Source organism: Vibrio sp. SCSIO 43086, from assembly GCF_051132235.1.
In the GTDB taxonomy this organism is placed as follows: Bacteria; Pseudomonadota; Gammaproteobacteria; order Enterobacterales; family Vibrionaceae; genus Vibrio; species Vibrio diabolicus.
Genome location: NZ_CP072677.1, coordinates 237,362 through 261,899 on the forward strand (window position 1 = coordinate 237,362; position 24,538 = coordinate 261,899).

General features: G+C 39.8%; 19 protein-coding genes and 2 pseudogenes. 19 read left to right on the forward strand and 2 right to left on the reverse strand.

Going from position 1 to position 24,538, the window contains the following annotated elements:
* Positions 1–34 precede the first annotated feature (34 nt).
* From J8Z23_RS01100 to J8Z23_RS01180, 17 genes and pseudogenes are all read left to right on the forward strand, one after another.
* Positions 35–2,083, forward strand: a complete 2,049-nt coding sequence (locus J8Z23_RS01100) for a secretin N-terminal domain-containing protein (RefSeq protein ID WP_074191944.1) — start codon at positions 35–37, stop codon at positions 2,081–2,083.
* Between the two features lie 96 nt (positions 2,084–2,179).
* Positions 2,180–2,569, forward strand: a complete 390-nt coding sequence (locus J8Z23_RS01105) for a PilW family protein (RefSeq protein WP_301659475.1) — start codon at positions 2,180–2,182, stop codon at positions 2,567–2,569.
* The gene (locus J8Z23_RS01110) at positions 2,566–3,237 is read left to right on the forward strand and encodes a prepilin-type N-terminal cleavage/methylation domain-containing protein (RefSeq protein WP_074191946.1); all 672 of its coding nucleotides are present in this window, start codon (positions 2,566–2,568) and stop codon (positions 3,235–3,237) included. The genes J8Z23_RS01105 and J8Z23_RS01110 overlap by 4 nt, the downstream gene beginning before the upstream one ends.
* On the forward strand, positions 3,237–4,091 hold the full coding sequence (locus tag J8Z23_RS01115) for a hypothetical protein (RefSeq protein WP_074191947.1): 855 nt from the start codon (positions 3,237–3,239) through the stop codon (positions 4,089–4,091). The genes J8Z23_RS01110 and J8Z23_RS01115 overlap by 1 nt, the downstream gene beginning before the upstream one ends.
* Positions 4,091–5,164: a hypothetical protein gene (locus J8Z23_RS01120; RefSeq protein WP_104968995.1), complete on the forward strand. Its 1,074-nt coding sequence runs from the start codon at positions 4,091–4,093 to the stop codon at positions 5,162–5,164. Before J8Z23_RS01115 ends, J8Z23_RS01120 begins: the two co-directional genes overlap by 1 nt.
* Complete coding sequence (locus J8Z23_RS01125; RefSeq protein WP_206949325.1) at positions 5,161–5,715, forward strand: hypothetical protein; 555 nt, start codon at positions 5,161–5,163, stop codon at positions 5,713–5,715. The genes J8Z23_RS01120 and J8Z23_RS01125 overlap by 4 nt, the downstream gene beginning before the upstream one ends.
* A complete protein-coding gene (locus J8Z23_RS01130; protein ID WP_206949324.1) occupies positions 5,712–6,236 on the forward strand; it encodes a hypothetical protein in 525 nt (174 codons plus the stop codon). Before J8Z23_RS01125 ends, J8Z23_RS01130 begins: the two co-directional genes overlap by 4 nt.
* A 387-nt stretch (positions 6,237–6,623) precedes the next feature.
* Complete coding sequence (locus tag J8Z23_RS01135; protein WP_074191951.1) at positions 6,624–7,136, forward strand: porin family protein; 513 nt, start codon at positions 6,624–6,626, stop codon at positions 7,134–7,136.
* Between the two features lie 379 nt (positions 7,137–7,515).
* Positions 7,516–9,966: pseudogene (locus J8Z23_RS01140) on the forward strand (SLBB domain-containing protein); the annotation flags it as partial.
* Between the two features lie 61 nt (positions 9,967–10,027).
* Positions 10,028–10,930, forward strand: a complete 903-nt coding sequence (locus J8Z23_RS01145; protein WP_074191953.1) for a Wzz/FepE/Etk N-terminal domain-containing protein — start codon at positions 10,028–10,030, stop codon at positions 10,928–10,930.
* Positions 10,923–12,230: a hypothetical protein gene (locus J8Z23_RS01150; protein WP_301659477.1), complete on the forward strand. Its 1,308-nt coding sequence runs from the start codon at positions 10,923–10,925 to the stop codon at positions 12,228–12,230. The genes J8Z23_RS01145 and J8Z23_RS01150 overlap by 8 nt, the downstream gene beginning before the upstream one ends.
* Positions 12,231–12,241: 11 nt before the next feature.
* Entirely contained in the window at positions 12,242–13,078 is an 837-nt protein-coding gene (locus J8Z23_RS01155; RefSeq protein WP_301659478.1) for a glycosyltransferase, read from the forward strand.
* A gap of 2 nt (positions 13,079–13,080) precedes the next feature.
* Positions 13,081–13,893 (forward strand): glycosyltransferase family 2 protein, encoded by an 813-nt coding sequence (locus J8Z23_RS01160; protein WP_104969001.1) that lies wholly within the window; start codon positions 13,081–13,083, stop codon positions 13,891–13,893.
* Between the two features lie 13 nt (positions 13,894–13,906).
* Positions 13,907–15,217 (forward strand): flippase, encoded by a 1,311-nt coding sequence (locus tag J8Z23_RS01165; protein ID WP_434634533.1) that lies wholly within the window; start codon positions 13,907–13,909, stop codon positions 15,215–15,217.
* A gap of 266 nt (positions 15,218–15,483) precedes the next feature.
* Positions 15,484–16,290 (forward strand): nitroreductase family protein, encoded by an 807-nt coding sequence (locus J8Z23_RS01170; protein WP_165616009.1) that lies wholly within the window; start codon positions 15,484–15,486, stop codon positions 16,288–16,290.
* Positions 16,290–17,432, forward strand: a complete 1,143-nt coding sequence (locus J8Z23_RS01175; RefSeq protein ID WP_434634536.1) for a polysaccharide pyruvyl transferase family protein — start codon at positions 16,290–16,292, stop codon at positions 17,430–17,432. The genes J8Z23_RS01170 and J8Z23_RS01175 overlap by 1 nt, the downstream gene beginning before the upstream one ends.
* A gap of 101 nt (positions 17,433–17,533) precedes the next feature.
* Positions 17,534–18,298 (forward strand): glycosyltransferase family 2 protein, encoded by a 765-nt coding sequence (locus tag J8Z23_RS01180; protein ID WP_074191960.1) that lies wholly within the window; start codon positions 17,534–17,536, stop codon positions 18,296–18,298.
* 115 nt (positions 18,299–18,413) lie between these two features.
* On the opposite strand, the gene J8Z23_RS01185 is transcribed toward J8Z23_RS01180, so the two are convergent.
* The gene (locus tag J8Z23_RS01185; protein ID WP_302470817.1) at positions 18,414–19,421 is read right to left on the reverse strand and encodes a sugar transferase; all 1,008 of its coding nucleotides are present in this window, start codon (positions 19,419–19,421) and stop codon (positions 18,414–18,416) included.
* A gap of 224 nt (positions 19,422–19,645) precedes the next feature.
* A pseudogene (locus J8Z23_RS01190) lies at positions 19,646–20,961 on the reverse strand (MBL fold metallo-hydrolase).
* A gap of 1,117 nt (positions 20,962–22,078) precedes the next feature.
* On the opposite strand from J8Z23_RS01190, the gene wecA reads away from it, so the two are divergent.
* Together wecA and J8Z23_RS01200 are read left to right on the forward strand one after the other, a co-directional pair.
* Positions 22,079–23,185, forward strand: coding sequence for a UDP-N-acetylglucosamine--undecaprenyl-phosphate N-acetylglucosaminephosphotransferase (gene wecA / locus J8Z23_RS01195; protein WP_434634541.1), 1,107 nt, complete (start codon positions 22,079–22,081; stop codon positions 23,183–23,185).
* 25 nt (positions 23,186–23,210) lie between these two features.
* On the forward strand, positions 23,211–24,497 hold the full coding sequence (locus J8Z23_RS01200; protein ID WP_213907289.1) for a UDP-N-acetylglucosamine 1-carboxyvinyltransferase: 1,287 nt from the start codon (positions 23,211–23,213) through the stop codon (positions 24,495–24,497).
* The last annotated feature ends 41 nt before the right edge of the window (positions 24,498–24,538 follow it).

A 24,538-nucleotide genomic window follows, 5' to 3' on the forward strand; every position in this document is an offset into this window, starting at 1 on the left:
AACGACTGAGGCAAACTCGTTTCATGGAATCAAAATGAATAAACAGTTCAAGTTAACAACGTCTGCACTGTTATGCAGTTCATTGTTGTCAGGGTGTGTGTTAACAGACGCTTCTGAGCGTCAATACCCGGTCAGCGGTTCATTTTTAGAGTCTGAGGCAACAAACAGCGTACCATCAAAAGATGAGGTCACTGAAAAGAAAGCTAGTTCAGACTTAGAGCCAAAAGTAGCAAAACCAGGGGCTGTGTATAAAACAGTACCTACTCTAAAGGTTAGTAATGACCGTTTTGAGGCGGGTCAGGCACTCTCAACGAACTTCAGTGATGAAGCTAGCTTAAAGCTGGCTGCTGACGCTATGCCTTTGAATGATTTCTTGCATTATGTTTTTGGTCAGATACTGCAAGTTGACTACATTCTTGGGGATAACTTGCAAGGAGTTACAACTCCGGTCACTCTGAATGTTCAAAATGATATTAGCCCAAGACGTCTGTTTGATTTGACACAGGAGCTTTTGGTTCAGCGTGGTATTAGTGTGCAGGCTCGTGATGGTTTATATGTCATTATGAACTTGAAACAAGATGGTAAATCTAGTGCCGTTTTGGGTTATGGCTCCACGCCTGAATCCGTGCCAGATGGTGCTATCGATGTAGTTCAAGTTGTTCCTCTGAAGTTTACTTTCAGCAACTCGACTATGGGCGTAATTAGAGAACTTACGTCCGTTAGAGTTTCTCCTGATTTGAGGCAGGGTGTACTAATTTTGAGCGGAAAGCGCTCGGAAGTTGTTAGAGCCATTGAACTGCTAAAAATCCTTGATGCGCCTTCGAATACGAGTAAGCATATAGGTTTAGTCAAGTTGAGGTATATCACAACCGAAGACTTTATTGCTACTGTTACTGAGTTGTTGCAGAACGAGGGGATCGTTTCAGATGGAGGTGCGAATGATAAACGCCTATCAATGGTACAAATTCCTCAGTTAGGCGCTTTAGCGGTATTTGCTTCTGAGGATTCTTTTATTAAACGAGTTCGATATTGGGCTGCGCAAATGGATCGACCAAGTCAAGGTGCTGACTTGCGTTATTTTATATATCAACCTAAGTATGCTAGAGCAGCTGATATAGGTGACAGCTTAAGTAAGTTAATAGGTGGACGTTCACTTTCGGTGCAAAAAAGTGCAGATAAAGATTCCTCTAAAATAGAAGTAAATAGTCAAAGTAGCAATTCAGTATCCAATGATAAACTGAGTTTAGTTGTTGATGAGAGAGCAAATACATTGATATTCAGATCCAGTTCTACCGAATATCAAGCTTTGCTACCGCTTATTGCTCAGCTAGATGTAATGCCTAAGCAAGTTATTTTGGAAATGACAATTGCGGAGGTAACGATGACTGATGAATTTAAGTTTGGGGTCGAGTGGGCCTTTTCTAATGGTAATTTTTCAGCTAGCACAAAAGATGCTTTTGGTTTGGATAAAGTCGGAGGTGGCTTGATCAAATGGATGAGCGGTGATGACTTCATTAACTTACAGGCATTCGAGAGTAATAATAACGTTAATATCATGTCAAAACCTAGCTTGTTAGTAAGAGATGGTGTTGAAGCAAATATTAATGTCGGTACAGATATTCCTGTAGTTGGACAAACAACTACAGACAGCAATAATGGTGTAACACGTTCAGTGGAATACCGAAAAACTGGTGTAAAAGTTGCCGTTACTCCAACAGTCAACGCTCAAGGTATTGTTTCAATGGTTATTTCGCAGGAAAACAGTAACCAAGTTGATGGTGGTACCTCTGTAGAAGGCAACCCTTCAATTTTTGATCGTAGCATTACAACAGAAGTAGTTGCTGAATCTGGTCAAACAGTAATTCTGGGTGGCTTGATCAGTGAAAATGTTACAAACAATGGTTCAGCAGTACCATTCTTAGGTTCTCTACCCGTTGTTGGTGGTTTGTTTGGAACTAAAACTGATAACAAGACCAAAACTGAGCTTGTGATTATGGTGACGCCAAGAATCGTTGAAAGCAGCAGCCAATGGGATGATCTGAAAGCACGTTTTGCTCAGGGGCTTGAGCACGTCAAAATTTAAGATATATAGTGCATAGGCTCATTAATTTGGGCCTATCGACACCTTTTTAGTTATACGTTATACGTTAATTTTTGCCTACTATAAGCGAATGGGAATATGTATAAGCACAAAGGCTTTACGCTTATTGAAGCTCTGGTAGCAAGCATGATCCTTTTTGCTGTCATCACATCTATGTCGATGCTTTATCAAAGCACAATAAAAGCAGAGCTCAAAGCCAAGCAATCTATCGAATACTCAAGTGCAATCCCTTTTATTCTTGACCAGATCCGTTATCAAATCCGCAATGAGAGGATTGATAATGGAGAGGGGTACGCCCAAGGAGCTTATTATCATTGGAATGCATCAGAAATAGATAGAAAAGCAGGATACGTGCCTGAGGGGTTGGAAGATGAGTATGGTGCCCAGCAACGTCGTTTTGTTTTATGGTCCGTTACGCTGACGGTCGAAAACCGGGCTCCTATTGTCTATAAGGAGTTTAGCTGGTGAAGGGGCAACAAGGTTTTACCCTAGTTGAAATGCTAGTGGCTAGTGTCATCATGATGGCTGTTTTGTTGATAGCTAGTACGAGCTATAGCTTCTTTCATGATAGATGGTTTAAAGACAAGGGGCAGTTTTATCAGTTGGTCGTTGAGAAAAAAAGCCAATTAATGATGCTCGATGTTCTAAACGGCACATTACCATATCTAGTCAGGGGGAAGGGTAAAGCTTCTTACTTTTTCGAAGGTGATGGGCGGCAGTTTGAGGCCGTGACTGAACTACCTATTTTTGGTACTGATCCAGCACTAGTTCAGATATCTGTACAGGCTGTCGGAGATGGTACATTCCAAGTCATATACAAAGAGGCACCAATACTCAATTCATCTTTTGCACTTGATTCTTCCAAGCCTGACTTTAAGTATGAAAAGGTTCTATTTGAAGGGCTGGAAATAGCAGGTTTTCGATATTTGGGGTGGGAAAGCTTAGAGGATAAAAACCTATTCCTAGATGAATTTGAAGGGAAGCCTCAATGGAACGATGACTATAGCGCACAGGCTGTAAAGACGATGCCCGTCGCTATCGCTCTTACAATAGGTGACGAAGTATTGCGATTTCTGCTTCCAGAAGATAACAGTTACATGCTCAATTTCTCAACTGACACATGGGATGAAGCGTAGTGAACTTTTTCTACACTAAGCAGTCCGGCGTTGCCTTACTGCAAGTTTTATTAATGAGTGCTGTGATTAGCGTACTCGCTTTGCAAATGAGTTATTCGGCAAAAGATAAAGTATCTATCGCTCAGGTCATACAGGATAAAGTTATGGCTGAGGTTGCGGTAAGAACCATGGAGTCTGAATTACTTTTTGCCTTGTCAACGGCTCGCTGGGCCAAAGACGAACAACACGAAAACAAATTGGCTCAGATATGGAATTTTTATGGTTCTCCTTTTGAGTATGAAGATATTGGAACAATCACAATCCAAGATAATTCAGGGCTGATTTCAGTGTTTAACGGAGGGGATCGCTCAACTGTGGAGAGAGCATTTGAGCGTTTACTAGGCAGTAAGCATCAGGCTAGAGTTGCACGTAATGCTCTGATTGATACGCAAGGCTTCCAGAGTTCGACGAATGGGGCTGGCATTAGTGGTCAGTTTTTTCAAAGCCGACAAGAAATGTTACGAGCTTTGAAAGAGTTAGGAATACCTTCGTCAAAGGCGGAAGTGTTTACACGTATTCCTTATAGTGCCTATTTACCATTACAGGCCCCAGACGAATCTTTAAAATTATGGTTGCCTGAACGCCAGGCAAAGGCCGTGATCGAATCGAGACAAAATGGCGAACTTACACCTCAACTATTTACCCAGCTGACGGGGTTGCGGAAAAGTGATTATATGCTGTTTTACCCTAGTGGCCGTTTTATTATTACGTTGAAGAAACAAATTGGAGATGCTCGAGTGCAGAGGAAAATGTTCATCAATGTGTCTCCCACAAATAAATCCCAACCCATTTGGAGTTTTGGAGTCGAAGGGTAGTGAAAAAAGAAAAGTTTCAGTTGGATACTCTATTGGGTGTGTTGTTTAAATACGTCACGCCGGAGTCAGTCGGTGAACATCAAGAGCGTTCGGGGGCGAAAAGGCCTGTTTATGTACTTAATCGAGAGTTATACCGAGAGCAAACACTGACGTTGCCAGTGATGGAGCGCAAAGCCCTCAAGCAGGCTATTGAATTTGAGCTTCAAGGAAAAGAAGAGCATGGTTTATACGTTGTAAATCAGAATTCTAACAACTCGATTACTGTGGATATATATTGGATCGCCCCGTCCCTAAATGAGCTTACCGGTGTATTAATTCCCGAGAGCCTCATTATTGGCCGCTCGATAAAAGAAGGGGAGTTTGTTCGGTATCAAAATGGCAGTAATTTGGTTTACTTGGCAAAGAATAGTAAAGGGATATTTTCAAAGCTTTCGGCGGGTATGTTTGCTAATGCGGAGTATTTTTGTGCTGCGCATGGTATTGCTGCCTTAGAATTTCGACACATAGAGGTCGTTGAGTTTAGAAAAATCCTAAACGAAAACTGGTTCCGCTTACCTTGGCATAAATGTATGGGCTTGTGGCATCAAGCTCCGGGAAGTGATGAGTCTCTTTTTGATAGATTGAGTAAAGCTGTCTTTCCATTTTCTCTTCTATTTACCGTTTACTTGTTACTTAGCTCTGCCTTTGTGAGTATGCAAATGAATTCTGCTTCTGATGAGCTTAGCGATTTAAAGGCTAACGTTGGTAGTGCCTTAAAGGTTCGAAATGAAGTCAGAAATTTGGATGAACACTTGCACAAGCTCTCTGTTGTACAAAATGCAGTGCAAACAAGATGGGAGCTATGGCCAGTCTTAGTCCCTCTATACGAAATGGGGAGCCAAATTGAGCGAATTACGGTGGTGGATGATTTAGTCAATATTCGTGTTAGAGCTGACTCATCGAGTGCAGTTCTACAAAACTTAATTAATAACGTGAACGTTTCATCTGCAAAGTTCAGCGGTCCTGCGAGAAAGGTGCGTGATAAAGAAGTTGTTAACGTTGAGGTTAAGCTGGCTCAGAAGGTAGAGAGATGAATACAGAACAGTATAAGAAGTACTTGCCTTGGCTCAGCTTACTTGTGATCGCCAAATTTCTGTGGGTACCTGTACTTGAAAGCCGAAATGAGCATCGAGAAGGGTTAAGTGCACTTCAAAGTCAGATTATCAAGACGCAAGAAGTCATCAACAACAAAGATGCATTCGAACTACAGAAAACGTCTTTGGAGCGAGCCATCGAGAAAGTTGAGCATAGGTTTTACCATTCAGATGATGAATCTGCTTTTCGACTTGAGTTTCAAAAACGGCTTGAAGTCGAGGCTCAGGCGCTTGATGTCAAAGTTCAGTCTATTACCTGGTTGGAGCCAATTAGAGATGAAGTTGTGAGCTGGTATAACTTGGAGGTTGTACTTTCCGGTTCAGTTGATGACATCGCGGCATTCCATCGTTATTTAGCACAAAGCAAAGAACAAGTCGCAATATCGAGTTTTAGCTGGAGAACTCCAAATACAAGAGGTCGTAATTGGCAATGGTCCATACAGAGTAACTACAAACTCGCGGTACCAGTATTAGAAGGAAAGGAAGTATGAAAGCGATTTTGACGACGCAATCTCTATCTTGGGCTATTCCTCTAGTTTTACTGGCCGTTATTATTGATATTACCATTTCTCCTAAGGTGGCAGTTCAAAGCTATGGGGCTCGTTCGCTAACGCATAGAGACGTTTCGTATGTAGAGAAGTCGACGCCAAAGAGTGAAGAGGTCAGTTCTTTGCTCGCTCACTTTGCATCGATTAACCCCTTAAAAGCTAAAGAATCAGAAGAAGTTATTGATGGTAAAGCTGAGGTTGAAAGTTCAGAGAAGGCTCTTGAAGCTGGTGAGAAAAAAATTATGTCTTCAGCTATTCGACTCTCCGCTGTTTTTGAGCAAGAGAACTCAATGTTTGCTGTAATTCAACTTCGCAATTTAGAAACGGGAGAGGTGTCGAGAGAGGTACTAAAGGACAACTCTGTTTTGTCAAACTACAAAGTGAGTCATATAGGTAGAGATAGGATTGTTCTTGATAGCTACGGGGCTGATGTACTCGAATTGGTATTGTTTAAGCAAAACTGAGAAATAAGAACGATATTAAAGTTGTGGAACTTATCCGCAACTTTTTCTTTCGTAAGTTAGTAAATGTTTGTGATGTCTAGTCGAGCATTTACTACTAGCTTAATGTTTCTGCTTGTTCTTTGACAGTTGTAACCTTGCCGTTTTTAATCATTACGTGCATAATTTGCCAGCTTTTGTGCTTATATCGAGTTGAATCGCAATTTTCTCTCTAGTGGGTACATATGTGATTAATTCAATGTGTCTAACCTATAGGTGAGTTTAATGTTACTGCGAAACGGTGGTTATTCGCTTGCCTCAGGGCGGTAGCGTAGGCAAAGAATGTGGCTGTAAGTAAGCTGCGTGTACAAAGGTAGTGCTTTATAAGTTACTGATTTAAAGGAAGTGTTCGTGATAAGTAAACGAGTTTTGTTGAATGTGATTAGTACTCTAGGTTTAAGCTTGTATTCTATCTCGGCTTCGGCGGATTATTATGCAGGAGTGTTAGCAAGTTACTCTAACGCAGAATATAAGCAACCAGCTTCTACTCTAGAAGCAAACCCTTATGTTCTGCAAGGGCAGCTGGGCTATTTTTTCAATGATTATCTGGCCTTAGAGGCTCGTTATGGTACTTCAATACAACGAGATAACAACCTCAATATTGATAGCATTACCAGTGCGTTTACTAAGTTCAATATTCCGGTTTCAAATCGCATTGCAGTTTATGGCTTAGCTGGCTATTCATTTTTGCAAATGGATCAACAAAACGTCGGATCTAATTCAGAAGAAAGCTTCAGTTTTGGTCTAGGTATGCACTACGCCTTAGATACAAACAATGCCGTTACATTCGAGTTTGTAGATGTATCTTCAGATAACACTGCTCGTCTCAATACTATTAGTATTGGATTTCAACACCGATTCTAATTTTAAGTAGACAAAAAGCTTCATGGCGACGAATGTTGCTAGATCGCAAACGCCCTTGCTCTTATTTTTTCATCCCATATAACTAAAGCGACCCATCATGCTTAAAGGATATATCTCTCTTGCTATAGCTCTACTAGTAGGCCTATTTGCATCAGTCAGTTATGCAGCCACTCCAACACCTGAACAGATCCAAATGTTCCAAAGTTTACCAGCAGATCAACAGCAAGCTTTGGCTACGAAATACGGGTTTGCCATCCCTTCGGGTTCTTCTCAACCTAGTTCATTTCAACAACCTGATGTAATTAAACCTAGAGCGGAAGAAAGTTCAGCATTTTCTACAGCAATGGAAAAAGAATTTGGTAAAAATCCAGACGACGAAGAGCTAAAACGTTTCGGGTTAGAGTTATTCGCAGGTTCGCCAACTACATTTGCACCTATTAGTGATGTTCCAGTACCCGCAGATTATACTATTGGGGCAGGTGATGAGATTATTGTTCAATTATTCGGTAAAGATAATGTTACTCATCGTTTGAGAGTTAACCGAGCTGGCATAATTAATTTTCCGTCTTTAGGGCCTGTGAGCGTTGCAGGTATGAGTTTCTCAGAGATGCGCGCGTCACTAAGCAAAAGAGTCGAAGAGCAAATCATCGGGGTACGTAGTGATATTTCCTTAGGGGAAATGAGGACTATGCAAGTATTTGTGATGGGCGATGCATACAAACCCGGGGCTTACACGGTTAGCGCTTTGACTACGATATCACAAGCTATTTACTACAGTGGTGGCTTTGGTGAAAGCGGTGCTTTGCGAAATATTAAGTTGAAGCGAGATGGTCGAGTTATCAGTCAGTTAGATATGTATGACTTACTCTTGAAAGGTGACTCAAGTCGAGATGTACGTTTAATGTCTGGCGATGTCGTATTTATCGGCTCTGTTGGCAACACGGTCAGTATTGATGGTGAAGTTAATCGCCCAGCAATTTATGAGATCAAACCAGGTGAATCTTACGAACAAGCTATTAAATATGCAGGCGGCTTTACTGCAAATGCATATTCTGAGCAAGTTGAAGTAAGAAGGTATGAGTCAAAAGGTAATAGAGAGGTTCTCTCTCTTGACTTTTCAATTCCCTCTCAACGCAAAATTCAAGCAAAAGATGGTGATGAAGTTAATGTGCATAAAAAAAGCGAGGAACTAACTCGCTATGTACAAATAGAAGGTGATGTTAAACACCCTGGCTTTGTAGAATGGAAGTCTGGCCTAAAGGTTGCAGATTTGTTCCGTTCGGTTGATACGGCTTTTAACTCTACAGCAGATATCAACTACGCAGTTGTCGTTAGAGAAATTAACCCACAGCGCGATATTAAAGTACTCCAGCTAAACCTTGCAAACGCTATTTTATCACCAAATAGTTCCGACAATATTACATTAAATTCTCGAGATCGAGTTTTAGTCTTCAACAGATTCAACAACGAAGATCTTGATGCTGTTGTTGAGAATGAAGTAGTAAATAAAGCCAAGACACTAGAGCAAGCTCAAGAGAAAGCAGAGCTTGAGCAACAAAAAGAGCAAGAACAGGTGAGCTCGTCAGTTACGATTGGCTCTAACCAAAACAACATTCTTAATAAAGACAACACAAACAACGCTAATCCCAACGGTAAGAATAATCTTCAATCAAGAGAACCGTTACCTAAGATCATCTTTAGAGGTAAAGAAATTACTCAAGAAGATTTTGAAAAGATCAAAATGAATACTCGCAGAACGTTGTTAGCACCTATTTTGTTGCAATTGCAGCAACAATCACGGTTAGGGTTAGCACCGCAAATAGCTGAAGTTTTTGGTGAAGTAAAGCATCCAGGCCGATACCCAATCACTCAAACAATGAAAGTATCTGACTTAATTGCAGCAGCAGGTGGTTTGACATATAACGCATTTACTATCAATGCAGAGCTAGCAAGAAGTATTGTAAACGATCTAGATGAAAGTGCTTCTATATCAGTAGAAAGAATTGATCTTCGAAGCGCTATCCAAGGTGACGTTTCTAGTGATGTAAAAGTTGTAGGTAGAGATAGACTTAATATTCTAGAAAAGCCTAATGTTAATTTGCAAAGTACAGTTGTACTGCAAGGTGAAGTTCGTTTTCCTGGGACCTATACCGTTAGCCAAGGTGAAACTTTGGGTAGTCTGTTAGCTAGAGCTGGTGGTCTTACTCAATATGCACATCCTCAAGGAGCTATTTTTACTCGAGAGGCATTGCGTTTACAAGAGCAGAAGTTATTAGATCAATATGCAGCAGATATAAGAGCTGAAACTGCTAAGAAAACTTTCCGTGCAGATAGCAATATTGGTTCAGTTATCTCTGACCCAGATAAAACACTGAAGTTTGTTGAAGAGGCGAGCAAAAATAAGGCTCTCGGAAGAATGGTTGTACAGCTTGACAGAATCATAGCTAAGGATAAATCTGCTGATTTTGTGCTCGAGGATGGCGACTTTCTATTTATACCAACATTCCGCAATACGGTCTCTATTATGGGAGAAGTTCAAGTCAGCATAACATACTTACTTGATAATCGTTTAGATGTAGATGATTACATAAACAAAGCTGGTGGCGTTAAGAAACAAGCTGATGAAGATCGTATTTTCGTAGTACGTGCAGATGGCTCAGTGTATAAGCCAAGTTCTGGCTACTGGTTTGGTAATGACAAGCAGGAATTGAAGCCTGGTGATACGATCGTTGTTCCAATTGACACCGATTACAGAGATGCACTAAGTACTTGGACTGCTGCGACACAGATCCTATATCAAACAGGTGTAGCGATTAACGCACTCAAGTAATAAATAATTAGATCAAAGAATAAAATTGAGAGACGGGGGGAGTAATCTCCCCTTTGGTATAATGGAAAAAAATCAATTTGAAGTGGATATTAGTGAACTAGTTCGATTGCTCTGGAAACAAAAGTGGTTGATTATTTCAATTACATTTACTTTTGCAGTTGCATCGGTGTTGTTTGCTATTTCAAAACCAAACATCTATAAATCTGAAGCAGTGTTGTTCCCTGTTACTGATAACTCTACAAGTTCCGCAATGGGGCAGTTAGGTGGTTTAGCTGCATTAGCGGGTTTTGGTGGGCAGGAAAGCTCAAAACAAGCGATCGCATTGGAAGCATTGCGTTCGAGAGCTTTTTTAGGATCTTTTATCGAACGACGTGACATCTTAATTCCATTAATGGCAATTGATAGCTGGGATGCATCTGCAAAACGAATCGTTATTGATCCAGAAATATACGATGAATCAACAGGCGTTTGGACTCGTTCAGTCAGTGAAGGAAAGTTGCCAAAGCCAACTAAGCTTGAAGCAATTAAGTTCTTTAACGAATTGTTATCAATTGACTCCAATAAAGTAAGTGGCGCTACGATTATTTCATTAACAAATCAGTCTCCAGATCTAGCAGAGCAATGGTTGACGTGGTTGATCTCTGATCTAAATGAATGGATGAAGAATAAAGATATTAACCAAGCTAAGAAGAATATTGAATATTTGGATAAGCAGCTGAAGTTGACTAACCTCTCTGAAATGCAAAATGTTTTTTATCAGCTTATTGAAGAACAGACTAAAAAATTAATGCTAGCTGAAGCTCAAGATCAATATATATTTGAAGTGATTGATCCTCCAGTAGTACCAGAAGAAAAGGATAGTCCTAGCCGGGCAATAATTTGCGTCTTAGGTACATTGATTGGTGGTATTCTTTCTATATTCATTGCATTAATTAGAATTGCAGTAAAAAGAAAACATGCATAGCATAGATCTAGCACCGAAAAAGCTATTAGAGGCACATATGTGCCTCTTTGCTCTCTTTGCACCTTTGTCAGTGACACAATGGAATAAAATTTTTTTAGTTATCTTATTCTTTTCCTCATTATTAGCATTTTCATACTACTTAATTAATTCAAGAACAGTTAGTTTTGAAAAATACCCTGTATTCGTTTGCCTTTCATTTTCTTCCGTTTTTATTATCTCACTTTTTAGTATATTAATTAGTCGAGATTACTTGGTAGCGGAGTATTTGAGAACAGTAATCATAGGCAGGATGTTTACATTTTTTGCTCTTATGCTGAATGTTATTATCTTTCTTCTTTGGATCTCGAATGCAACAGAGTCTTCCTTAAAGAAATTTATGAAATTAGCCTTGTTAAGTGTACTGGCTTTTATCGCTCTTGGTTACTGGCAAGTAATTGGTAAGTTCTTGGGTATCCCATTCTTTATTGAAACACGAGACTGGATGCATGGCGTCCCTGCAGCTTTGAGGGCGGTGTTTCCTTCTCGCGTAACTTCGATCGCTGAAGAGCCAAACTATTTATCGCCTATCCTAATGGAGTCATTGATTCTTATCACTTTTTTGGTAAGACATAGCTTCTCAAGATTAGTATTGTTGTTGCTGTCATTTGGCATTGTAATACTCTCTTTCTCTGGTGGTGCATATGTAAACTTTGTCTTATTACTAGGCTTTGTATTCGTATTTACTTTTCTAAAAACAGTTCTAACTGGTAAAACAAGGATAAGTCACTTTTTCATACTTGTTATTGTAATGGTATTGGTGTTGCTTCTAATATATGTAGGTACTATTTTAATTGAATTTATCTATTATAAGATGTCGACAGAAGCTTCTGGTGGGTCTTCTCGTAGCCAATTTATGATATCTTTTGTTCAATTAATAACAGAGTCAAACTATACTCAACTTATCTTTGGGCACGGACTTGGTACAATGTCTGTTCTTGATGAGTTTGGAATGAAAAGTGAAGACTATTTATTTAGGATCACCAATAACTATATTTTAGACATGTTTTGGGAAAGTGGAGCAATTGGCGTTCTTATGATCTTTACTTTCTTTATGTCATTATTCTATCCTTGCTTTAAATATGGTTTTACCTCTGTAAAGTACTTTCTTGGTGGCCTATTAACGTTTCATCTTTTAATTGCTTCTACTTATCGCTCTGAGTATCTTAGCACTCACTTTGCTTGGATCGTATTTCTAATACTATGTATTTATAAGTTGGCAGAGCTCGAAAGAGCAGAAAAACTAATTAGTAAAAATAAATAATAGAGTTGAATATGAAATTAGTGACTATTTATATTGTTACTCATAATCGGAGTCAACTGCTCAAACGAGCAATTGAATCTGCTTATAACCAAACTTACGAAAACATCGAAGTTATCGTAGTAGATGATGCGTCAACAGACGACACCCAAGATGTTATTAAACAGATGCAAACAACTTATCCATTAAAATACTTCAGAAACGATGAAGGGAAAGGAGCTTGCTACTCTCGAAATGTTGCATTGAACGCTGCATCGGGTGAGTTGATTACAGGTATGGATGATGATGATTACTTTGGAGCATCCCGTGTAGACGATTTAGTCGGTGTGTATGAGGACAAGTATTCTCTAGTTTGTGCAAACATTATTGAAGTTACCATCGACAGAGAAATTCATCGAAAATTTGGATTTGAGCAGGGTGAGTTTGATCTGAATAACCTAATGTATCAAAATTTGGTTGGAAACCAGATGCTAACCAGCGTTTCTAAGCTCAAGGCTATTGGCGGCTTTGATGAAGCGATGCCAGCATTTCAAGATTACGACACTTGGGTAAGACTTGTAGATCGATTTGGTAAAGGTTACAAAACTGATAAATACAACTATTACCTAAATACGGAACATGCGGGAGAGAGAATCTCAAGTTCGAGTAATCGTAAAACGAGAGGTTTTGAACTGTTTTTCGAAAAGCATCAAAACAAAATGAATGCCGATCATAAAAAATCAATGGAAATCATGAGATACAAGGTGACAGGAGAAACTCTCCCTCTTTTGACTATGGCTCGATTGATTTCTCGTGATAACTACAAGTCTGCACTTTCACTTTTCTTGAAGCAGCGAAATTTGAGAAAATAAAAATGGAAAAGGTTACATTTTTAGTTGCTGCTTATGGTGATCGGTTGCTCAACGTTCCTGACATCTTTTTGAAGCAGAGGGAAGAAGTGTCTTACATTGTCGTTTCCCAGTGCACCTCAAAGTCTACTCAAGATGAATTTCTCAAGAAAATCTCACAGCGTAGCGATGTGTTTTCTGTATTTTCAGATGAAACGGGTGTTACAAAAAGCAGAAATCTAGCGATAAAGCACATCCCAAACGACGCAAGTTATGTGTTCTTCCTTGACGATGATGTCGAGTTAGAGGAATTCGCTTACGAGAGGGTTGTTCAGGCTTTTGCGAAAAATGATTACGAAGTGTTGACTTTCTCAGTGTCAGACCTAACAGGAAACAGGCTGATCAAAAACTATGCAGATAAAGAATTTAAGCATAATAATATTTCCATCTTGAAAGTCGGAACGATTGAGATTGCAGTTAAAGCTTCTGTTTTATTAGAAAAGCCCCATATTACTTTTCCTGAAAACCTTGGGGCTGGTGCTAAATACCCTCTTTGTGATGAACCAGTATTTTTGAACCGATTGAGTAAATCTGGATGTAAGCTAGGCTATGTTCCGGAGGTGATAACTCGACATCCATTAGAGTCATCAGGTAAGGAAATAAAAAGCAGCAATGAGATGATAGCTAGAGGTATTGCCTTTCGAGAGATATTTGGTAGTTTGAGCCTGGTTCTCAACGTTGCATTTTTTATAAAGTCATTTAAAAAGATACGATATAATAAGGCTTTAGCCTTACGAGATATTTATAAAGGCTATTTTTACAATGATCAAGTCTATTAAGTGATTTAGAATAATGAACTCAACAAAAAAAGCATTGAGAAATACAGCTTGGTTATTTAGTGAGAGAATAATAACTTTAGCCATTACCTTTTTAATAAATATTTTTCTAGCGAGATATTTAGCCCCGGAACAATTTGGGCAATACAACTTTATAGTTTCTTTTTTAGCCCTTTTAGCTCCTTTTACTTCTCTTGGCCTCAACGCACTTGTTACTCGTGAAATTGTAAACGGTCGAAGCCAATACGAAGTATTGTGCTCATCCTTCTTATTGCGGTTAATCGGAGGATTAGTTGGGGCAACGATCGCTGTGGTTGGTATTTTGATTTGGCAGAGTTCGATTGAACTCGTCGATCCTAAATGGTTGATTGTAGCCGCAGTTATAAATATTTCATCCGCCTTATATGTTATTGAATTTTATTTTCAAGCTGAGGTGGCATCCAAATATATTGTCTTTATTCGAGTCACCACACTAATAATTTCAAGTGCAGCTAAGTTAGTTGGGATTTTGTTGAAGGCTGATCTTGGCTTCTTTATTTGGGTGTTTTTTGTTGAGCTAATTATACGTGGTGTATTGTATGTATCTGGTTATATTTACTACAATAAACACTTTTCTGAAGTTATCACACTTAAACATTTTTCTTGGAATAAGACGTATGCATTTTCTTTACTAGACCAATCGAAATGGCTAGTTTTATCTGGGTTTATGTCCGTTGTTTATCTTAAAATAGATCAGCTAATGATCGGCCAAATGGTAGGAGCAACAGAGTTAGGTGTTTACTCTGTTGCCGCTCGTTTGTCTGAAGTTTGGTATTTTTTCCCACTAGCTCTAACAACTTCTTTCTTCCCTAAACTGCTTAAAGCTCGAGGAAACAGGGAAAGCTATAATTTCCAGCTTGAACAGCTATGTGGCGTGTTACTTTGGATGGCCATAATAATTGCTATTGCCGTATCACTGTTGGGCGGGTGGCTTGTTCCGTTTGCTTTTGGAGAACCTTATGCTCCAGCTGCGCCAATTCTGACTATTCATATTTGGGCTGGTTGTTTTATCTTTATGCGCGCTTTATTGAGCAAATGGCTCATTGCTGAAGGGTTACTAAAATTTTCTTTGTTTACTCATGGTATCGCAGCAATTGTTAACATTGTACTCAACTACTTCCTTATTCCTAAATTTGGAGGGGAAGGTGCTGCTATTGCTACGCTCATTTCATATGCTAGCGCGAGTTATTTCGTTCTTTGGCTACATCCAAAGACACAAATTATGGCATTAATTATGACTAAATCTGTATTTATGCCTGCAACATACTGTATTAGGAAATTTAAATGAAAAGCCTGTTATTGAAGCTTCTGAGTAAAAATACCAAAAATCGTATTAAGACGTTCATTGAAAATACAAGAGCAGGTTTGATCCGTACAATGTCAAAAACCAGATTTACCTCTTCTCTATATTACACGTTCTTCAGTACTAGGTTTTACAGAGAGCACCAATCGGTTTTGAAAGGTAGTTTGAAATACTATGATGACAACGCCAAAGCCAAGGACAGTCGAGTTCTTTTAAGACGAAATGTACACCGTCTTGAAAAGGGCTTGATTATGCGTCCGAGAAGGGATGTATTTGCTACTCGTTACATTCAAGAAACCGTTGACGCTTTTGTTGTCGCTTGCAACAACCAACAACTTAAGAAAGAAGAGTTGGATTGGTGTGTGAGCGTACTTAGCCATTTCTTCGAAATTGCGGGTAAAGACAATGATATTGAGAAAGCAAAAGTTGATTACTTCGCGTGCTTAGAGAACGTTCAATCTCTAGATGAGCTAACTATGCGTTCAGTTCCGTATGCGAAAAACGCGAGTGAAGTTTCAGAAATTACGACAGAGCAGCTAGAAAAATTGTTTAGACAACGCCGCTCGACCCGCTGGTACCTTGAGCAGGCGGTTGAAATAGAAAAGATTGAGCGAGCAATGACAATTGCAAAGCAAGCGCCTTCTGCTTGTAACCGCCAACCATTTAAGTTTCATGTTGTAACCGACAAAGACATGGTGAATAAAGTTGCCGATAGCGCTATGGGAACTGTTGGTTTTGGGCATAACTTCCCAATGATTATTGCTATCGTTGGAGATCTTTCAGCATACCCAGCAGAGCGAGACCGCCATGTTATTTATATTGATGGCTCATTGGTAGCAATGCAATTTGCGTTGGCACTGGAAACTATGGAGCTAAGCTCTTGTATGATCAACTGGCCAGATGTAGAGGACCGTGAAAAGAGACTTGAAAAACTGCTAGGTTTGGAGTCTCACGAACGTACGGTTATGCTGATGTCAGTAGGTTATGCAGATCCTGAAGGTTTTATCCCGTTCTCTCACAAAAAAGACAACTCAGATTTAATAAAGGTAGTGAAATAATGATCGTTGAAATTAAAGGTGTTCAATTTGTTAACAAAGGCGCGGAGCTTATGTTGCACGCTGTTATTCAAAAATTGAATGAGTTTGATCCTAGTGCAGAGATTGTTTTGGCACCTAATGGTAACTCGGCATATAAAGCGCGTGCTGAGGTCAACGCTTATCAGAAGCTGTCTTTGAAAAAGCGTTTTTTGGACCTAAACGAGTTGTCTTACCACCTACCGACAAAAATTAGAAAGTGGCTAAAAACCAATTGGGGTATTGTGACAGAAGCGGATGTGGATGTAGTGCTGGATGCATCTGGGTTTGCTTATGGTGATCAATGGCCGACTAAGCATTTAGAGGCAGTAGCTAAAGAAGTTAAGCGACTAGCAAAACACAACAAAACATTCATTTTCATGCCTCAAGCACTAGGCCCGTTTGCTGATCCAGAGAAACAAGCGGCAGTAAAAGATGGCTTTAGCAAGGCTACATTGATTTTTGCTCGTGAGCAGAGCAGTTTTGATGGCATTCGACCTTACCTTGAGGATACATCAAAGTTAAAAATTGCTCCTGACTTCACTAACCTAGTGAAAGGTGAACTCGAAGAAGATTATGCGAAGTATAACAATACCGTGTTTATCATCCCTAACTACAATATGGTAAACGAGCGCAATAACAATACTACTTGGAAATCACGTTACCTAGACTTCTTAGTAGAATCTGTTGAAAACATTCTTGAGCTAGGCTACGTGCCAGTACTGTTGAACCATGAAGGCAAGCACGATGGTGAGCTGTGTGAAAAAGTGAAAGCGGCAACACCTCATTCGATTGAAATTATTCAAGAGACCAACCCTTTAAAAGTGAAAGGTTTGATTGGCTCAAGCCGAGGCATTATTTGTTCTCGATTTCATGGCTGTGTTAGTGCGTTAACCCAGGGCATCCCTTGTGTAGGTACTAGCTGGAGCCATAAATACGAGAGCCTTTTTGACGAGTACAATCGTGCCGACTTCTTAGCGAAGCCAGAGTGGTCGAAAGAAGAACTGAAGGAAGCATTAAGATTATCTATCTCAACAGTAGAAGAAGAAACCTACAATACCAAAATTGCAGAGTACAAAGCTCAGACAGAGCAAATGTGGGCAGAAATCTTCAATCGAATTAAATAACTTATAGCCCCCTCCAAGCTAATAATCGCGTTGTTTGGGGGGACTTAAATCTCGTCAATCAACTTAAAGCAAGTCGAATAGGTCCTTAAGTAGTCTGTATTATGCCAAATACTCAACCTCTTGTTTCTGTCATCATGCCGTCCTATAACTCAGAAGGTACGATTGCAGAGAGCATCAAAAGCGTTATATCCCAAACTTATACAAATTGGGAAATTATAGTTGTTGATGACAAGTCTACAGATGGTACATGGACAATACTCAAACGTTTTTCTGAGCAATATCCTAACATTCATATCTTCCAAAATGACATGAACCGAGGCGCTGGTGCAAGCCGAAATTTAGCCATAGAAAAGGCTCAAGGCCGATTTATTGCATTTTTGGATTCTGATGATTTATGGACAGAAGATAAATTGTCAGAGCAAATCGCGTTCATGTTAAATAATAATTACGCTCTAACATATACGCACTACAGTCGCTTTAATAGCGAAGAAGAAATTAGCGTTGTGACTGCACCTGATTCCACTACGTATAAAAAGTTATTATACAGTAATGTTATTGGATGCCTGACAGCAGTTTATGATGCTCAGACTTTAGGTAAACGTTATATGCCACTGATTCGTAAGCGGCAAGATATGGGCTTATGGTTGGAGATATTAAAAGATACTCCTAAAGCTTATTGTTTGCCCAAAACATTAGCCAAGTATCGAATGGATACTGGTATGACAGCGAATAAGCTTAGTGTTTTGTCATATCAATGGAAGTTCTATAGAGATGTAGTGGGTTTGAGTTTCCCTAAAAGCTTACTAACATTTTCTGTGTATGCTGTAAAAGGAACAATCAAGCATAGAGCGAAGCGCAAGTTTTAGTCTCGTTCCTTTTAACTCTTCACTACAGTGCTATAAACGTAAAAAGAGCAGACCCCGTAAAAGGGCTGCTCTTTTTATCTACAGTTACTTAAAAACGTATTGTGATACTTCTTGTTTAACGTCCCATACCGAACAAGACCGTTTTTACTGTTAGGAATAGAATTTTCACTTCCATAATCCAGTTTTGGTGTTTGATGTAGTAGATATCGTATTTATGCTTCCAAATAGCATCTTCTACCGATGCGCCATAAGGGTATTTAACTTGAGCTAGACCAGTTACCCCAGGTTTCACTGCATGACGAAAGCGGTAATAAGGAATTGCTTTTTCCAATTCAGAGATGAACACTTCGCGTTCTGGGCGAGGGCCAACCATCGACATCTCTCCCTTTAGAACATTGATCAACTGAGGGAGTTCATCTATACGAGTTTTACGAATAAAACAGCCGACTCTCGTCACACGGGTGTCGCCTTTGGTCGCCCATTGGGCACCGTTCTTTTCCGCATCGTTTCGCATAGAGCGAAACTTGATCACTTCAAACTCTTCATTATATTGGCCAGTACGACGCTGCTTAAAGAATACCGGGCCTGGTGACTCAAGCTTAATGAGCAGTGCCGTAATAAGCCCTACTGGGATAGCAACCCACGATAGCATAAAAACAAACAAGAGATCGATGAAGCGCTTTTGCCAGCTGTTCTTACGATTAGAGAGGATAGAAAAAGCTTTTTGGTGTAAGAAGTAGCCACTATGCAAGAGCTCAGTTTCTGTGTAGCCTAAAGAGCGGTCAAAGTAGCTGACTAGAGGTTCGACCCAAGCTCCAAGCTCTGTAGCTGCAACCAAAAAAGCCTGCTGTTCTACACTCAAATTTGAGCTTTTGAAGTGACAAAGAGTTTTACTCTTAAACTCCCTGAGCGCATAGTTGTTTACCTGAGCGTTGATCTCAGGATGTCTCTTAAGCACTTGAGCAATCTTTGCCTCATCTTCTTTTGGGCAGTAGATGTAAAGGCAAGTTTCTGTTTCACTTGCTGATAATTCGTCCAATGCTGATATGGTGTTGATAGAATTATTTTTATTTAATTCAGAAACTTCGCGTTCTTGAAGCGTGTCGCTCATACTGTCTGTCATAGGAATGGAATAAGTTGTTTTCGACTAGCCAATGCTTATAGGTCGGCGATTATAGTTTATTTCGTATAGAAATTATATCCCTTAATCCTGAACATGCTTACAACTTTGTTAGCTTTCTTGAACTTGAGCCCTCTATATTTAGTTACTCAAGTGGGCGAATTTTATAAATCTCACCCGGATAATTATGCTATTTCCCGATGAAAATTTGATTTTATATACTTTACTTACAGTATGCTTGTATATCCGAGATTGATGAGTTGCGTATGTAAATGCCTTTTCGAATCTTCCTCACCATGTATAAGGTGAACTTCTTTAGGAGGAGTAGGAATTGAAGTCACAAATTGTATTAAGTCGTTCATATCGGCATGCGCAGAGTATCCTGACATCGTATGAACTTGAGCTTTCACTTTCACGCGCTTACCTTCAATCAATACACTTTCTTCTCCATCCTGGATACGCCGACCTAAAGTCCCTTTCGCTTGATAGCCGGCAAATAGAACATCATTTCTTTCATCAGGCAGTAAAGCTTCCAAATAATTGACGACACGGCCACCTTCACACATTCCGGAGGCCGCAACTACGATAGCGGCTTCTGATGTACTTGCTAGTCGGTTAATGAGCTGTAAATGGTCGGCGTGGCGTTCGATCGTGATGCATTGGTCAAACGCGAGAGGGTGTCTATGATGATCGAGTCGCTCTTTCGCTTCAGATCCCCAAAGTTTTTTAAATTGGCGATAGGTATTGGTCACCTTTTTAGCCAAAGGAGAATCGAGAATAATAGGCAGTGAATCTTGCAAAGCGTGCTCATGTATAAGCTGCTCTATATCAAAGAGTAACTCTTGGGTTCTCCCGACACTAAAAGCTGGTATCACAATTACGCCACCATCCCGAAGTGCGTGCTCAATAATAGAAAGTAATCGCCTGCTGCGGGACTCTACATCCTCGTGAATTTTATTGCCGTAAGTTGACTCGATAAACAAGTAGTCAGCTTTTTCCGGTGATAAAGGATCCGGTAGGAGAGGTGTGTTGCGAGGTCCCAAATCCCCAGAGAAAACAACAACCTCTTGATTTGGCAGGTGAAATTCAACATACGCAGAGCCTAAAATGTGCCCTGCAGGTTGAAACCGGAGAGAAGTATTCTCTTCTATTTCTATCCACTCTGAGTAAGGGCAAGGGCGAATAAGCGTTCGAATAAAATCGAGCACTTTCTCTCTTTGATGGCGTCGCATACCCAATTGGAGCTTTAAACCATCTTCTAACATAAGCGGCAGGAGCTCTGCGGTGGCTTCCGTACAGTAGATGGGGCCCTTATAGCCAGCAGCTAACAGCCAAGGTAGCCTACCAATATGATCGATATGAGCATGGGTCAGCACAACCGCCTTGAGATGAGGGATAGAGAAGTCGATATCCAAACTCTGCTGCTGAGTATTGTCCTGACCTTGTAACAAACCACAGTCGATCAGCACACTTCCATTTTGTAACACGAGCTCGTGACAAGAGCCTGTGACCGTATTTTCCCGCCGTGGTGGAATACCTGCATAAAAAGTCTCAAGATCTCTCTAATAAATGGCTTAGTATATCTCCTCCTAGATCTGATGATATTGTGAAGCGCGTATCTGACTAAGTTGTAGGTGGAGATGCAGTAAGCAAGTATTCATATTTTAAATAAGAAAAACAAAGGGAAGAAAACAGTAAGTCGGAGAACCTGTAAAGATTTAGATGTCTGTCATAAATTTGACGTCTATTGTCGCGACCAAAGTGGAAGTCATTCATAGTATCGTAACTATGCGTACGTAAAATGAAATCAATACATGGAGAAACTATCTATTGAGTATGTTTCTGTACACTAATTATAATATTGTAATTAGTGTCATGTTTATGACGGAATGAGTGTCAGGGAAAGAGCATTCCACTGCCAGAGTTTTATAAATGTTACTTTTAGTTGCAACGTGTTTACTATACAATGCGTCCCTCATTTAGAAATGCAACGCATTTACATTACGTGCAAAACTTGCTTCTAGGAGCCAGACCTAGGGGCGGTAGCGTGCCCAAATCATCGGTGAAGCCTCCTTCCTAATAAAAGAAAGAGGTCAAACTAAAGAATTTTCAATAATAATAAGCACCTAAGTGCATTTCTGGCAAGATTGATTTATAAAAAACGAGAACTATTACAAATTTATGTAATTCCCTTTTGTCAGAGGGATGCTCAAAGCTAACAAAGTGGCGAGCAAATGTTGGTTAGGCATAGGTTACAATTTAAATCTCCATTTCTCATACCTATCAAAACCAAGCACTAAGCGTGTAGAAGTAGTTAACTGTCGGCTCAAACCGTTAGTTAGCATATACAAGCTTTGTATTTGGCCTGCCTATAAAAAGCTGTGAAACCGTGACCGTCATGAGCGAGTATCGGGGTGATTCAGTTACTTACATATTCAATATTAAAAATTAGCGTTTGCTGTGCGTTACAACCCATGTTGTCTAATGTGGTTTTGTCACGCCAAAAAATCACCTGCTTGTTCTTAGGTTCGGCTTTATTCAGATATGAGCGAAAAAGAATCAGCAGTATCGGACCTGTGATGCAATGGAATCCGTAAAGGGAATCAGTCGGATGCGTTATAGATTTACCTCAAACTTATTTAATAACACAGTTGGCTATCATGAATAATGCATATTTATTTGTATTTATTTTGTCGTTCGTTCTACTTTTTGTTATGCGCAAGGTCGCTAAGCGCGTAGGTCTAGTAGATAAACCCAATGCAAGAAAGCTTCACCAAGGTGTGGTGCCACTTGTAGGAGGGATCTCCATTTTCTCTACTATACTGGTGGGGTTCCTTCTGTTCTTACCAATGAATGACAACCTATCACTCTACTTATCTTGTTCGGCTGTACTCATCGTGCTCGGCGCATTAGATGACTATTACGATGTAAGTTTCAAAATTCGCCTTATAATCCAAGCAGGAATATCCCTTGCGATGATTTACATCGGAGGCCACAGCTTGCACGATTTAGGTTATCTAATGGGAAGCGAAACCATTGCCCTGAATGAAGTCGCTGGCGCGGTGATCACCGTGATTGCGGTAATAGGCGCCATTAACGCATTTAATATGGTCGATGGTATAGACGGCTTGCTGGGCGGGTTAGCCTCGGTCACCTTTACAGCATTAGGTATTGTGTTTGCCTACAATGGAAACGAATATTTAACCACGATCTGTTTATTGATCGTGACTGCGATGCTTCCTTACATCTTCCTGAACTTAGGTTTCCCACTTGGTCGTCGCTTTAAGATCTTTATGGGTGATGCAGGCAGTATGTTCATCGGCTTTACCGTGGTCTGGATGCTAATTCGTGGCACGCAAGAACCAGGAGCTGTAGCCTTCAAGCCAGTCACTGCACTGTGGTTAATAGCCTTACCATTGATGGACATGGCAACCATTATGATTCGTCGCGTTCGTAAAGGTCAGTCACCATTCCAACCAGACAGAGAACATCTACACCATATTTGCCAACGTATCGGGCTTTCTCCAGGTGCAACGTTAATTTTCATCTGTTCGATGGCATCAATTTGTGCTGCGGTAGGCTTATGGGCTGATTTTACTGATGTCAGTGAATCTACAATGTTCCTCGCCTTTATAATTCTGTTTGCGTGTTATTTCTCCATTATAAGCCACATATGGAAGATTACAGCTTTTATGAAGAAAAAAATCAAAGTATTAGGTACTAAAACCACAAGTTACGTCAGAAAATATAAATTGCAAAGTAAATGAAGCTATTTATTGTTAGGAATTAATAATGTCATTGTATAAAGATATATTAGAAATTGAAGGTGGTCAAAAGCCTACAGGTAAGGTCGTTATTTCCGGTGCGAAAAACTCCGCAACGAGGTTGTTAGCAGCTGCAACACTTTGCGATGAACCTGTTAAATTGAGCGGTTATCCGATAAACTTAGTAGATTCAAGACATAAAGAAAGATTTTTAAACTCCAATGGGGTATATACTTATTATGAGGGCATTGAAACTGTAATTATCAATAGCAATGAATATAGTCCAAGAAAACTTGATGATTACTTTTATCCGATAAGAACAACATATTTGTTAGTAGCTGGTCAATTAAAGCGCTCAAACAAAGCATATATACCTTATCCTGGTGGATGCAATATTGGCTCTAGAAAATATGACATTCATATTGCTATATGGGAAGAGTTTGGTTGTCAGGTAGAAGAAACCGAAGATTGTATCATCGTAACTAGACCTGAAAAGCTTGTTGCAACAGAGTATGAGTTCCCGATTTCAACAGTTGGTGGAACAGAAAATGCGCTTTTAATGGCATCTATTTCCGAAGGGACTACAACGCTCGCCAACGCATATATAACTCCAGAAATTGAAGACTTAATTGAGTTTCTTAAGAGGTGCGGAGTTGGAGTTGAAGTTGTAGGACAGAGTCATGTGAAAGTAACAGGTAAGACATACTTAAAAGGACACCATTACCATGTTCTTCCTGATCGAATAGAAGCCTTAACTTGGCTTGTTTACGGGGCAATCTCAGGAGGAGATATCTTGATTGAGAATGTTCCATTCTCTTCAATGGAAATTCCTCTAATGTATCTACGTAATGCCGGAGTTGACTTTTTTCAAAACAGCACAAGTATTTATATAGATTCCTCTTGCCTAGTTAATGGGCACGCTCATTCTTTTGAAGTTGCTTGTGGTACACATCCAGGTATTATTTCAGACATGCAGCCGTTTTATGTGATGTTAGGGTTAATGTCGATAGGTAAGTCAAGAATACATGATTATAGATATCCAAAGAGAATCTCTTATATTGATGAGTTGCAGAAGTTTGTGAATCTAAAAATTGATGCTGAAGATGGGAAAATTACAACAAACGGACCTGTGATTTTCAGTTCTTCTGAAGCAAGCTCCACCGACTTGAGAGGAACCATGGCTGCTGTATTAGCTGCGTTATGTGCAAAATCAGGTACTTCGAAAATATATGGAGTTTCGATGGCCTTGAGAGGATATAATGATCTTATACCCAAGTTAGAAGGTTTAGGTATAAAAGTTAAATACAAGTCTTGATGAAGCAAAATATTAACTGAGAGTTGGAGATTTAGCAGCCT